Annotated in this window: 12 protein-coding genes; 11 read left to right on the forward strand and 1 reads right to left on the reverse strand. The window is 40.2% G+C overall.

Annotated elements, in window-relative coordinates; all coding sequences use genetic code 11:
* Window positions 1-57 precede the first annotated feature (57 nt).
* The 6 genes from lonB (at window position 58) to ACIFPW_RS10295 (ending at window position 7,477) form a co-directional block, all read left to right on the forward strand.
* Complete coding sequence (gene lonB, locus ACIFPW_RS10270) at window positions 58-1,725, forward strand: ATP-dependent protease LonB (RefSeq protein ID WP_430243990.1); 1,668 nt, start codon at window positions 58-60, stop codon at window positions 1,723-1,725.
* Between the two features lie 253 nt (window positions 1,726-1,978).
* Window positions 1,979-4,300, forward strand: a complete 2,322-nt coding sequence (gene lon / locus ACIFPW_RS10275; protein ID WP_194219376.1) for an endopeptidase La — start codon at window positions 1,979-1,981, stop codon at window positions 4,298-4,300.
* Window positions 4,297-4,878 (forward strand): ribosome biogenesis GTP-binding protein YihA/YsxC, encoded by a 582-nt coding sequence (yihA, locus tag ACIFPW_RS10280; RefSeq protein WP_194219377.1) that lies wholly within the window; start codon window positions 4,297-4,299, stop codon window positions 4,876-4,878. The genes lon and yihA overlap by 4 nt, the downstream gene beginning before the upstream one ends.
* Before the next feature lie 282 nt (window positions 4,879-5,160).
* Complete coding sequence (locus ACIFPW_RS10285) at window positions 5,161-5,976, forward strand: transporter substrate-binding domain-containing protein (protein WP_430243993.1); 816 nt, start codon at window positions 5,161-5,163, stop codon at window positions 5,974-5,976.
* A gap of 79 nt (window positions 5,977-6,055) precedes the next feature.
* Window positions 6,056-6,715, forward strand: a complete 660-nt coding sequence (locus ACIFPW_RS10290) for an amino acid ABC transporter permease (RefSeq protein WP_160918640.1) — start codon at window positions 6,056-6,058, stop codon at window positions 6,713-6,715.
* A 21-nt stretch (window positions 6,716-6,736) separates the two neighbouring features.
* Window positions 6,737-7,477 carry an amino acid ABC transporter ATP-binding protein gene (locus ACIFPW_RS10295; RefSeq protein ID WP_430243996.1) on the forward strand — a complete coding sequence of 247 codons (741 nt, stop codon included), beginning with the start codon at window positions 6,737-6,739 and terminating at the stop codon, window positions 7,475-7,477.
* Here the strand turns inward: ACIFPW_RS10295 and ACIFPW_RS10300 are convergent.
* The gene (locus ACIFPW_RS10300; RefSeq protein WP_430243997.1) at window positions 7,472-7,975 is read right to left on the reverse strand and encodes a LiaI-LiaF-like domain-containing protein; all 504 of its coding nucleotides are present in this window, start codon (window positions 7,973-7,975) and stop codon (window positions 7,472-7,474) included. The genes ACIFPW_RS10295 and ACIFPW_RS10300 overlap by 6 nt on opposite strands.
* 241 nt (window positions 7,976-8,216) lie before the next feature.
* Here ACIFPW_RS10300 and hemA point away from each other — a divergent pair, with 241 nt between their 5' ends.
* Genes hemA through hemB form a run of 5 tightly spaced genes read left to right on the forward strand, consistent with a single transcriptional unit; the run spans window position 8,217 to window position 13,129 of the window.
* Window positions 8,217-9,590: a glutamyl-tRNA reductase gene (hemA, locus tag ACIFPW_RS10305; protein WP_303532002.1), complete on the forward strand. Its 1,374-nt coding sequence runs from the start codon at window positions 8,217-8,219 to the stop codon at window positions 9,588-9,590.
* 17 nt (window positions 9,591-9,607) lie between these two features.
* A complete protein-coding gene (gene ccsA, locus ACIFPW_RS10310; RefSeq protein WP_430243999.1) occupies window positions 9,608-10,435 on the forward strand; it encodes a cytochrome c biogenesis protein CcsA in 828 nt (275 codons plus the stop codon).
* A 30-nt stretch (window positions 10,436-10,465) separates the two neighbouring features.
* Window positions 10,466-11,395, forward strand: coding sequence for a hydroxymethylbilane synthase (gene hemC, locus ACIFPW_RS10315; RefSeq protein WP_430244002.1), 930 nt, complete (start codon window positions 10,466-10,468; stop codon window positions 11,393-11,395).
* 26 nt (window positions 11,396-11,421) lie between these two features.
* Window positions 11,422-12,198, forward strand: a complete 777-nt coding sequence (locus ACIFPW_RS10320; protein ID WP_430244004.1) for a uroporphyrinogen-III synthase — start codon at window positions 11,422-11,424, stop codon at window positions 12,196-12,198.
* On the forward strand, window positions 12,152-13,129 hold the full coding sequence (hemB, locus tag ACIFPW_RS10325) for a porphobilinogen synthase (protein ID WP_430244006.1): 978 nt from the start codon (window positions 12,152-12,154) through the stop codon (window positions 13,127-13,129). Before ACIFPW_RS10320 ends, hemB begins: the two co-directional genes overlap by 47 nt.
* Window positions 13,130-13,132: the final 3 nt, after the last annotated feature.

Here is a 13,132-nt window from a genome sequence, read left to right on the forward strand (position 1 = left end):
TGGAACGAAACCTCAGGAGATACTAGTTCTATTGATCAATCTTCAGGAGGTAGGAGTATGAATTGGACAGGGATAGCACTTGCGATACAATTATTTTTTGGAATAGTGATCGGATTGTATTTCTGGAATTTGCTTCGAAATCAGCGAACCCAGAAAGTTTCAATAGATAAAGAATCGCGAAAAGAAATGGAGCATTTACGTCGATTAAGAAGTATTTCGCTAAGCGAACCGCTATCAGAACGTATTCGGCCAACTGGGTTTTCTGAAATTGTTGGTCAAGAAGAAGGGATTCGTACGTTAAGAGCCGCCATCTGTGGACCTAATCCGCAGCACGTGATTATATATGGACCGCCTGGGGTAGGCAAGACAGCGGCCGCCCGCCTCGTTCTAGAGGAAGCTAAGCGAAACCGTGGAACGCCTTTCAAAAATTCAGCCGTTTTTGTAGAACTAGATGCTACTACGGCCCGCTTTGATGAAAGAGGAATTGCTGATCCTTTAATTGGTTCTGTTCACGACCCTATTTATCAAGGTGCGGGAGCTATGGGGCAGGCAGGCATTCCTCAGCCAAAGCAAGGAGCTGTTACGAATGCGCATGGAGGGATCCTCTTTATTGATGAAATTGGAGAGCTTCATCCCATTCAAATGAACAAGCTGCTAAAAGTTCTAGAGGATCGAAAAGTGTATCTTGAGAGTGCTTATTATAATGAAGAAAATACAAATATTCCTAACCATATACACGATATTTTCCAAAATGGATTACCAGCAGATTTTAGAATGATTGGAGCGACTACGAGAACTCCAGAAGATATTCCGCCGGCCATTCGTTCTAGATGTATGGAAGTTTATTTCCGTGAGCTGAGCCAGGAAGAAATCGCTCGTATAGCGACTAGAGCAGCGAAGAAATTAAACCTTACGCTCGATAACGATGGTATTGAGCGGGTTAGTCGCTATGCTAGAAATGGTCGTGAAGCGGTTAACTTAATGCAAATTGCGGCAGGACTGGCGATTACAGAAAATAGAGGAAGCATTACTGCGGCAGATATGGAATGGGTCATCCATGCCAGTCGACTTACGCCAAGACCAGAAAGAAAAATCCCTCTTTCCCCAGCAACAGGTGTTGTTAATGGGCTCGCAGTTTATGGACCAAACATGGGAGCTTTACTTGAAATTGAAGTGACAGCCGTTAAAGGGAAACTAGAAAAAGAAGGCTCTGTTACTATTACAGGTATTGTTGAGGAAGAAAGCATCGGGAATCAGTCAAAGTCGATTCGAAGAAAGAGCCTTGCGAAATCTTCTGTTGAAAACGTTATGACCGTATTAAAGTCGATGGGGATACCAGTGGGGGCTTATCATCTACATATTAACTTTCCTGGAGGTGTTCCTGTAGATGGTCCCTCAGCAGGGGTTGCTATTGCGACAGGTATATACTCTGCTGTTAAGGGAAGTCCTGTTAATCATAAAGTTGCAATGACTGGTGAAATTAGCATTCATGGGTTTGTTAAACCTGTCGGGGGCGTTTTTGCCAAAGTAACAGCTGCACGGGATGCTGGTGCTGAATTAGTCCTCATCCCATATGAGAATAATGAAGAAATGCTGAAAGTCATAAAAGGTATTACTGTAGTACCGGTAAAACATCTGTCAGAAGTATTTGACGCAGCCTTTATGATTGAAAAAGCGCAAGAATTTCCTTCCATTGTAATAGGAAAATCCCAGCCCGGAAGTTAGGGGGCGGGGATTTTCTTTGTGCATTGAAGAAAAGTCAAAGAAAAAGGTGAAATAAATTAGATCAGCTAACATAGCTAAAAAAGACTGCCAGGCGCGTTTTTCTATTGTAAGTAAGTTTTTTTGGAGTTTGAGCAGGGATGATTAGACAAGTAGAAGAAACTTAGGATACAATGAAGTACAACTTATCAATAGAATAAGCTCGGATAATTACGAATCATAACGTTTTTTAGTTTGTTGTCTGGAGGTGCCGTGATTGAAGAATGAACATAAAACATTGCCATTGCTGCCTTTAAGAGGTTTGCTTGTATACCCATCAATGGTTTTACATCTTGATGTAGGACGTGAGAAGTCTGTACAAGCACTTGAGAAGGTTATGATGGATGACCAGAAAATTTTTCTATCTACACAAAAAGAGGTGGAAATTGAAACACCTGAAGTAAAAGATATCTACGAAATTGGAACACTTGCAACGGTTAAGCAAATGCTGAAATTGCCAAATGGCACAATAAGAGTGCTTGTTGAAGGGCTCCAACGAGGAAAAATTGTAGAATTTAAAGATACAGAAGAGTTTTATGAGGTTGAAGTAGAGCAAATTAATGAAAGCGCAGATAAGAATGTTGAAGAAGAGGCATTAATGCGAACAGTTCTTGATTTATTTGAACAATACATTAAAGTTTCGAAGAAAGTGACCGCGGAAACATTTGCTTCTGTAAGTGATATCGAGCAACCCGGACGGCTTGCTGATATTATTGCTTCTCATCTTTCATTAAAGATTCGCCAAAAGCAAGAAATTCTAGAAACCTATAGTTCACAAGAACGATTAAATAAGCTGATTGAAATTCTTCAAAATGAAAAAGATGTAATCGATCTTGAAAAGAAAATTGGTCAGCGTGTAAAACGGTCGATGGAGAAAACACAAAAAGAGTATTATCTTCGCGAACAAATGAAGGCGATTCAAAACGAACTGGGTGAAAAAGAAGGTAAAACTGGTGAGATCGCAACACTGAAAGAGAAAATTGAAGAAGCGGATATGCCCGAATCCGTTCAAGAAATGGCGTATAAAGAGCTTGATCGGTATGAGAAAATTCCGCAAAGCTCTGCTGAAAGTTCTGTTATTCGTAATTATATTGATTGGTTAATTCAAGTACCCTGGTCAAAAGAAACGACGGATAACCTAGATATTAATCATGCAGAAAAGATTCTTGATGAAGATCATTACGGTCTTGAGAAAGTAAAAGAACGTGTGCTAGAATATCTTGCTGTTCAGCAACTCACCAAATCGCTCAAAGGACCAATTCTTTGTCTTGTTGGACCACCTGGTGTAGGTAAAACATCACTTGCAAGATCTGTCGCTCGTTCCATTGGACGAGAGTTTGTGCGAATTTCTCTTGGTGGTGTGCGTGACGAGGCTGAAATACGAGGTCATCGTAGAACCTATGTTGGAGCTATGCCAGGTCGAATCATCAGAGGGATGAAAAAAGCAGGCACTGTTAACCCTGTTTTTCTATTAGATGAAATCGATAAAATGTCTAATGACTTCCGTGGTGATCCATCATCTGCCTTATTGGAAGTGCTTGATCCGCAACAAAACAACACATTTAGTGATCACTATATTGAAGAGCCGTATGATCTGTCGAAAGTGATGTTCGTAACAACAGCTAATAATCTTGCAACGATACCGGAACCACTTCTTGATCGTATGGAAGTCATTCAAATTGCAGGGTACACTGAAATTGAAAAAGTGAATATTGCCAAGAATTATCTTGTACCAAGACAGCTTGAAGAGCACGGATTGAAAAAAGGAAATCTTCAGCTCAGAGAAGAGAGTCTTTATAAGCTTGTGCGTCACTATACGAGAGAAGCTGGTGTTCGTAATCTTGAACGCCAAATTGCTACGGTTTGTCGAAAAGCAACGAAATTAATTGTTTCAGGTAAGAAAAAACGCGTTATTGTTACTGAAACTATGCTTGAAGAGCTGCTTGGACATCCGAAATTTCGTTATGGTGAAGCTGAGAAGGAAGATCAAATTGGAACGGCCACGGGTCTAGCTTATACGACGGCTGGTGGAGACACCCTTGCTATTGAAGTTTCCCTATCACCTGGTAAAGGTAAGCTCATTTTAACAGGGAAACTTGGCGATGTGATGAAAGAATCAGCTCAAGCTGCGTTTAGTTATATTCGCTCTAAGTCAGAAGAGCTATCCATTGACCCGTCGTTCCATGAGTCGAACGACATTCATATTCACGTACCAGAAGGGGCTACTCCAAAAGATGGTCCATCAGCAGGGATTACAATTGCCACGGCTCTTGTATCCGCATTAACAGGCAAGGCTGTTCGAAGAGATGTAGGGATGACCGGTGAGATTACGTTACGTGGACGTGTTCTGCCGATTGGTGGACTTAAAGAAAAATCGCTTAGTGCGCATCGAGCTGGTTTAACCACTATCATCATGCCAAAGGAAAATGAAAAAGATCTGGATGATATTCCAGAAAGCATTCGCAAAGATTTAACATTCCTTCCAGTCTCACATTTGGATGAAGTGTTAAAAACCGCACTTGTGGGGGAGAATAAATGAAAGTAACGAAATCAGATTTTATAATTAGTGCTGTTAAGCCAGAGCAATATCCTGTAGATGGTTTACCTGAGATTGGCTTAGCTGGCCGATCTAACGTAGGGAAATCTTCTCTTATTAACACGCTAATTAATCGAAAGAATCTTGCTAGAACATCACAAAGACCTGGTAAAACCCAAACGCTTAATTTTTATTTGATTAATGAGCTTTTGTATTTTGTGGATGTTCCTGGTTATGGCTTTGCTAAAGTATCCAAGAAAGAAAGAGATGCCTGGGGGCGTATGATTGAGACTTATTTAACTGATCGAGATCAGCTTAAAGCGGTCATTCAAATTGTTGATTTACGTCACTCTCCATCTAATGATGATGTCGTGATGTACGACTGGTTAAAGCACTATGAAATACCAGTAATTGTTGTAGCGACGAAATCGGATAAAATCCCTAAAGGAAAATGGGATAAACATTTAAAAGTTGTTAACCAGACGCTGAAAATTGAACCATCCGACAAGCTCGTCACGTTTTCTTCTCATACTGGACAAGGTAAAGAAAATGTATGGGGTGCAATTAAATCTTATTTGTAGTTATCAAGCCCGGTCAATAGATCGGGTTTTTCTTTATGATTATTTTTCAGATAATTAGAAATTTAAGGTTTTTAATTCAAATAGAAAGGGAATGGAAATAAAATGAAGCAAACAGAAGGATATAGAGGCTGGTTTTCTGTTATCCACTCTTAGGAGGAATTAGGAGGTGTACAAGCCACAAGTCAGAATTGATAGAAATGTCTAAAAATTGGTATTATAAAAGTATCGCAGTTTACATAATCATAACTGCAAGTTTGAAAAGTCGTTCAAGGGGGACACGTGATGATGAAAAGAAAATGGAGTTTTCTAACCGCAATAATGTTATTGTTTGTGCTTGTTTTAGCCGCTTGTGGAGGGAACGAAGAAGAAAGTGGATCATCTGGTTCTGAAGGAGACGACGGTCTAGAATTAACAGAAGACGGTAAATTCAGCTACGTCGTTTCGGGTGAATTCCCACCGTTTAGTACAGTAGATAAGAATGGAGATCTTGATGGCTTTGACGTAGCAGTTGGTAAAGCCATCGCAGAAAAGTTAGATCTTGAACCCGCTGTAGAGAAATTTAAATTTAGCGGTATGGTATCGGCCATTCAGTCAGGTCGTTATGATGCGGCAGTAGCTAGTCATACGATTACGGATGAGCGTAAAGAAGCAGTTAATTTTAGTGAACCATACTACTATTCGGGACCTGTACTTTATGTTCAGCCTGGGAGCGATATTAAGAGTGTAGAAGATCTAAGTGGCAAAGATGTCGCTGTATCTAAAGGTTCCACTTACGAAAAATCAGCCGAAGAGTACACTGATAAGATTTCAAATTACGATAGTGATCAAACTGCACTGCGTGCATTAAGTGAAGGAAAGCATGATGCAGTTATTACAGATGACATTACAGGTAAACAAGCAATCGAAGAAGGTTTCAAGATTGAGAAGGTTGAGCAACTTGGTACAAGTGAACAAGCTGTTGCCATTAAGAAAGAGAACTCAAATCTTCTTGAAGCCGTTAACAAAGCTTTAGAAGAGTTAAAAGAAGATGGAACACTAACAAAGCTAAGTGAGGAATACATCGGAGTAGACATCACCCAGAGTCCTGACAGTGAGTAAGGAAAAGGAATGTGTGCGATGTGCGCACATTCCTTTTTTTAACCTGTTACGTTACCGAATTCTAAGGAGCTGATCGCACTTGCCAACTTTTGCTCATTTTTTTGAAACATTATTAGAAAGCTACCCTGTTTTCTTTGAAGGTTTATGGCTAACGATTCGAGTTACATTTGTATCTGTTTTGATAGCTGTTTTTATTGGACTGTTTTTTGCACTTTTTAAAATATCTCAATCAAAAATACTTAATTGGATTGCGAATGTGTATATCGCTGTCATTCGAGGTACACCACTTATTGTGCAAATCTTTATTTTCTATTTTGGTTTAACTGAATTCAACATTCCGAAATTCTGGGCTGCTTCGATCGGACTTGCTCTCCATAATGGGGCTTATATTGCAGAGATCTTTCGAGGTTCGATTCAATCAATCGACAAAGGTCAGATGGAAGCAGGACGCTCTCTTGGAATGAGTCATACTCTTGCTATGAGACGGATTATCCTTCCACAAGCATTCAGACGAGCACTTCCGCCACTGGGTAACCAATTTATCATTGGTTTGAAAGATTCCTCTCTAGCAGCCTTTATTGCTCTACCAGAATTGTTTAGCGTTGCGACTACGCAGGGAGCAAGAACGTTTGATGAAATGACGTATTTACTTATAGTTGCTGTATATTATCTTGTGTTGGTTCTAATCTTTACGTTCTTAGTTAACCTTCTTGAGAAACGACTATCAGCTAGTGATTAAGAAACCAGAGAGGTGTTAGAAATGGCCGAAAAAGCTGAAATGATTCGAGTAGAGAAATTGAACAAATCCTTTGGTGACCTCCATGTCCTTAAGGATATTGATCTTGAAGTTAATGAAAGTGACGTTGTTGTTCTGATTGGAGCTAGTGGTTCAGGTAAAAGCACATTGCTACGCTGTATGAATTTTCTTGAAATCAAGAATAGCGGGAATGTCATCATTGAGGGTGAAACAATCGATCCTAAAAGAAATGATCTAAATAAAGTAAGGCAGCGTGTTGGAATGGTATTTCAACATTTCAACTTATTCCCCCGTAAATCCGTTTTAGAAAACGTTATCGAAGCACCGTTAATGGTTAAGAAATTGAAGCGTGCTGAGGCTGAGAAAGAAGGCAAAGAACTTCTTGCGAAAGTAGGGCTAGCTGATAAAGCAAATGTGTATCCGAACAAACTTTCAGGTGGGCAAAAGCAGCGAGTTGCAATAGCACGTTCACTCGCGATGAAGCCAGACATTATGCTTTTTGATGAGCCGACTTCGGCGCTAGATCCTGAACTTGTAGGAGAGGTTCTTTCAACTATGAAGGAATTAGCGAAAGAGGGAATGACCATGGTGGTGGTCACACATGAAATGGGCTTTGCACGAGAAGTGGGAGACTGGGTCGTATACATGCACGACGGTAAAATTGTAGAGAAGGGTACCCCGAACGAACTGTTCAACGATCCAAAAGAACAGAGAACACAAGACTTTTTAAGTTCAATTCTATAAAAAAGTAAGGAGCTGCTGCTCCTTACTTTTTTTTGTTACAAGATAGATACCGATTGCAATTAAAGCAAGAGGCCAGAATTTTCCTACGAAAGAAAAAGTAGTCGTAAGCCAAATTTCTAACCCGGTGTATAGAAGTTCAATAATGGATATGGCAAGTAGAATTAAACCTGGAATGAGGCCTGTTTTCTTGGTCTTATAATATGTAACGAGATAGGCAGCACTTAATATAAGGGTATACATGCCCCAGCTGTCTGGCCAGATAGTGAGTTTATTGACGAAGTAGAAATGGACACCAAGGCCAAGTAGGAGTACTCCAGGAAAAAGCATGTTTCCTTCTCTCGCAATGAAGCCTTGAATCATCATCGCTACACCGATAACGATTAGGATTATTTGCCAATTCATTAGTTGTTCAGAAAAAGGCAGATTTAACGTTTGTGAGAGATAATAAAGGCCGATTCCAATAAATAAAACACCTGGAAAAATACTTTGACGTTTCAATGAAAATCCTCCTATTGTCAGAAATACGCATTTTTTGCTATACAATTGATTTTCTGGTACATTAATAGTTGTATGACTACTAATAATATGCAGAGATAATACTTTCTTCATCATATCATAATTGCTTTCATAGTCTGTTCACATTTCATAACTCTGTGAGTTTTGTCACATGTTACAATAATTAGAGACGGTATGATAGCAAAAGATTAGTTTTAGCTAACAATTTTTTGGGGGTGGAACGATGCACATCCTGGTCGTAGGGTTGAACCACAAAACAGCCCCTGTTGAAATACGAGAGAAACTTTCCTTTCAGGAGAACGAATTGCCTGAAGCGCTAGATAAGTTGCGTCACTCTAAAAGTATTCTAGAAGCGGTGATCTTATCAACATGTAACCGTACAGAGTTATATGTTGTTGCTGATCAGCTTCATACAGGGAGATATTATTCAAAAGCTTTTCTATCTGAATGGTTTGGAATTGAGAAAGAAGAATTTTCACCATATCTAGTGATTCGCGAAAACGATGCGGCAACAGAACATCTTTATCGTGTAGCCGCTGGACTTGATTCCCTTGTCATCGGGGAGACGCAAATCCTTGGACAAGTTCGTGATGCTTTCTTGCTTGCTCAGGATTCAGAGACAACTGGAACGATTTTTAACCAGCTTTTTAAACAAGCGATTACTCTTGCTAAACGATCACATTCCGAAACCGAAATTGGAGAAAATGCCGTTTCGGTGAGCTATGCTGCGGTCGAATTAGCCAAGAAGATCTTTGGTGGACTTCAAAATAAACACGTTGTCATTCTTGGCGCAGGCAAAATGGGGGAACTCACTGCTAAGAATTTGCAAAGCAACGGTGTAGACCAAGTGACGGTCGTAAATCGAACGCTTGAGAAAGCGACAGAGCTTGCTTCGCGTTTTAAAGGACAGGCTCGTTCTATGGATGAAGTAGAAACTGCGCTTGCTGATGCAGACATTCTAATCAGTTCAACAGGCTCAACAAGTTATGTTCTAACAGAACAAAATGTCAAACCTCTACTTAAAAAGCGAAGAGGTCGTCCATTGTTTATGGTAGATATTGCTGTTCCAAGAGATCTAGATCCATCACTTAATAATATGGACTCTGTTTTCTTATACGATATTGACGATCTAGAAGGGATTGTCGAAACAAACATTGCAGAGCGTAAGAAGGAAGCAGAGAAAATTGAACTTATGATTGAAGAAGATCTAGTTCAATTTAGAGAGTGGCTCAATACACTTGGAGTTGTACCGATGATTACAGCATTACGTACGAAGGCACTTGCGATTCAAGCAGAAACAATGAATAGTATTGAACGCAAACTGCCTAATTTAACAGATCGGGAACGAAAAGTATTGAGTAAGCATACGAAAAGTATAGTGAACCAGCTGCTACGTGATCCTATAGTGCGAGTGAAGGAGATGGCTGCAGAGCCAAATGCAGAAGAGTCGCTTGAGATCTTCACTAAAATATTTGCGATTGAAGAAGAGATTGAGAGAGAACTCCATAAGCAAAGAGTGAAAGAAAACGAAGAAAAAAGACAGCATGAATCCGTTGACTACTCCCCTTTATTACAGGTATCGCAGTTGCGCTCCTAGGAGAGGAGACATGATTTGTGACGAACGCCAGCTGGCTTTATGATATAACGATATTACTTTATGCACTTAGTGTACTTGGGTATTTTATTGATTTCTTGCAGAACAACCGGAAAGTAAATCAGTTTGCTTTCTGGTTGCTTTCTATTGTCTGGATCCTGCAAAGTGCGTTTCTTGTAACGCAGATTATTGAAATTGGCGGATTCCCGATTTTAACACCTTTTGAGGGGTTATTTTTTTATGCGTGGGTGATTGTCTCACTATCACTCTTAATTAATTGGTTTTTTCGAGTCGATTTCTTTGTCTTTTTTGCAAATGTACTCGGTTTCAGTATCATGGCCATCAACTTATTTGCTACTCGAGAGCAGGCATCGAGTTTACTCACAGAACAGCTTATGTCTGAGCTTTCGATTATTCATATTACGATGGCTTTCTTATCATATGGAGCATTTTCACTTTCCTTTATTTTCTCGATTATGTATTTAACTCTCTATCAAATGTTAAAAGGCAAGAAGTGGAGCAAACGACTGAGAAGATTTGGGGATTTGTCACAGCTTGAGAAATTGGCTTATTTATGTAGCGTTCTGGGTGTGCCGCTTTTGTTACTGAGCCTGATTTTAGGAATCGTATGGGCGATCTTGAAAGTAGATACATTCAGCTTACTGGATGCAAAGGTTATTATCTCTTTCTTTGTTCTTGGCGCATATAGTACGTATTTATATCAAAAGGTAGCTAGAGATATGGAAGGGAAATCTCTTGCTTTATGGAACGTAGCGGCGTTTCTTATCGTTTTAATTAATGTCTTCCTTTCTGGAACATTTTCAGAATTCCATTTCTGGTATGTATAAGGGGAGCACTGAAAGTTTGGAGGATAAATAATGCGTAAAATCGTAGTTGGTTCAAGAAGAAGTAAATTAGCGATCACTCAAACAAAATGGGTGATCAGTAAACTAAAGGAATTAAATCCGGATGTTGATTTTGAAATCAAAGAGATTGTCACTCGTGGTGATAAAATTCTTGATGTTACGCTCTCAAAAGTTGGGGGAAAAGGACTATTTGTGAAGGAAATTGAAGACGCCATGTTAAGAGGAGATATTGATATGGCGGTTCATAGTATGAAGGATATGCCTTCTGTTTTGCCTGAAGGATTAATGATTGGGTGTATACCTGAACGTGAAGATCATCGAGATGTGATTATTTCTGAATCGAAGAAGACGTTCAGAGAGCTTCCAGAAGGTGCCGTAATAGGAACTAGCAGTTTGAGACGTGGTGCACAGTTGAAAGCCATTCGTCCGGATGTGGAGATTAAGTGGATTCGCGGAAATATTGACACGCGTATACGTAAGCTTACAGATGAAGATTATGACGCCATTGTACTAGCTGCAGCGGGTCTACATCGTATGGGGTGGTCAAAGGAGATTGTTACAGAATACCTTGATCCTGATTTGTGTGTACCGGCTGTTGGACAAGGCGCTTTATCGATTGAATGTCGAGAAAGTGATGATGAGCTACGAGCTATTTTAAATCAATTCAGTGATTATGAAACGACGAAAACAGTATTAGCGGAGCGAGCTTTTCTTCATACCCTCGAAGGTGGATGTCAGGTGCCGATTGCCGGTCATGCGACGCTTAAGGATGAGACGCTTACGGTTACTGGATTAGTGGGAGAACCTGATGGTTCGATCATTATTAAGGAAATGGAAATTGGTGATGATCCTATCCAGGTAGGGAACACACTTGCAAATAGAATGAAAGAACAGGGAGCTAAGGATATCCTCGACCGTGTGAAAGAAGAATTAGACCAATGATCTCGCCGCTCTCAGGAAAGCGTGTATTGGTCACGAGAGCTCGGGAGCAGGCAACATCATTTACGAAATTAATTGAAGAAAAAGAGGGGATTTCTATTGAAATCCCTCTTATTTCATTCGAATCTCGGAATCAATTGTTGAATTCGATCACGTTGAGTGAATATAGCTGGATTGTGTTTACAAGTGCGAATGGTGTGCGGTTTTTCTTGAAGCAAGCGAAGGTTCCAATAGGTGTAAAGGTTGCAGCGGTTGGAAGTAAAACAGCTAAGGCCCTAAAGCGATATGGGATTGAAATCAATCTTATGCCAAAGGATTTTATAGCAGAAGGGCTTGTAGCTGCTTTGTCTCGCAAGGCTGACCCAAATGAGAAGATACTATTACCAAGAGGGAATCTTGGTCGAGCAGTATTGCCGGGGCAATTAAGGGATCTTGGATTTAACGTAACTGACTTACCTATCTATGACACAGTCATTCCTTACGAGTCCAGGGCAGCATTGAAAAGAGTGATTGAAGAGCGGGAGTGTGATGTGATTACGTTCACTTCTTCGTCAACGGTCCACCATTTTAATCAACTTCTTCAAGCCGAGAATTTGAAAGATAAGCTTAAAGGGATCACAATAGTGGTAATCGGACCTATTACTGAAAAGACGCTACTGTCTTATGGGATCGTACCTCAGGTAGTCCCTGATCAATATACAATTGAAGGAATGCTTGATAGCCTTGAGCATTTCTTTGAAAAAATAGGAGGAAAGTATAATGGAAACAGGAAACTTTCATCGTCATCGTCGTTTAAGACGATCTGAATCAATGAGATCACTCGTGAGAGAAACCTATTTACATAAAGAGGATTTCATCTATCCCATATTTGCAGTTGAAGAAGAGAATGTAAAACGCGAAATTCCTTCTATGCCTGGTGTTTATCACTATTCATTAGACCGTTTGAATGAAGAGGTACAGGAAGTTGTTGACCTTGGCATAAAGTCAATTATGATGTTTGGTGTACCAAATCACAAGGATGCGGTTGGATCAGAAGCATACTGTGATACTGGAATCGTGCAAAGAGCTATTGCACAAATTAAAGAAGCGTTTCCTGAACTAACTGTTATTGCAGATACATGTCTTTGTCAATATACGGATCATGGCCATTGTGGTGTGATCGAAAACGGGTATGTACAAAATGACCAGTCTCTAGAGTTACTTACTAAAACAGCGGTTTCTCAAGCGAAAGCTGGAGCAGATATGATTGCACCGTCGAATATGATGGATGGGTTTGTATCAGCTATTCGCAAGGGTCTTGATGAAGCGGGCTTTGTTGACGTCCCGGTGATGAGCTATGCTGTGAAATTCTCATCTGCTTTCTATGGTCCTTTCCGCGATGCGGCTCATAGTACTCCGCAGTTCGGAGATCGTAAAACGTATCAAATGGATCCTGCTAATCGACTCGAAGCTATTCGAGAAGCAGAGAGCGATATCGCAGAAGGGGCAGATTTCTTAATGGTTAAACCGGCTCTTTCTTATCTTGATATCATTCGTGAACTGAAAGATCGTTATCCTCTACCGATGGTTGCCTATAATGTAAGTGGGGAATATTCCATGATAAAGGCTGCGAGTCAGAACGGGTGGCTAAATGAACAAGAGGTTGTCCTTGAGAAATTAACAAGCATGAAGCGCGCAGGAGCAGATTTAATTATCACATATTTTGCGAAAGATGCTGCTCGCTGGCTAGATCAATAGAAC

The sequence above is a fragment of the Pseudalkalibacillus sp. NRS-1564 genome (genome assembly GCF_050467905.1).
Taxonomy (GTDB): domain Bacteria; phylum Bacillota; class Bacilli; order Bacillales; family Guptibacillaceae; genus Guptibacillus; species Guptibacillus hwajinpoensis_B.

Coding starts and splice junctions, on each gene's coding strand:
- lonB (WP_430243990.1), top strand. CDS start 58: ATGAATTGGACAGGGATAGCACTTGCGATACAATTATTTTTTGGAATA.
- yihA (WP_194219377.1), top strand. CDS start 4,297: ATGAAAGTAACGAAATCAGATTTTATAATTAGTGCTGTTAAGCCAGAG.
- ACIFPW_RS10285 (WP_430243993.1), top strand. CDS start 5,161: ATGATGAAAAGAAAATGGAGTTTTCTAACCGCAATAATGTTATTGTTT.
- ACIFPW_RS10295 (WP_430243996.1), top strand. CDS start 6,737: ATGGCCGAAAAAGCTGAAATGATTCGAGTAGAGAAATTGAACAAATCC.
- hemA (WP_303532002.1), top strand. CDS start 8,217: ATGCACATCCTGGTCGTAGGGTTGAACCACAAAACAGCCCCTGTTGAA.
- hemC (WP_430244002.1), top strand. CDS start 10,466: ATGCGTAAAATCGTAGTTGGTTCAAGAAGAAGTAAATTAGCGATCACT.
- hemB (WP_430244006.1), top strand. CDS start 12,152: ATGGAAACAGGAAACTTTCATCGTCATCGTCGTTTAAGACGATCTGAA.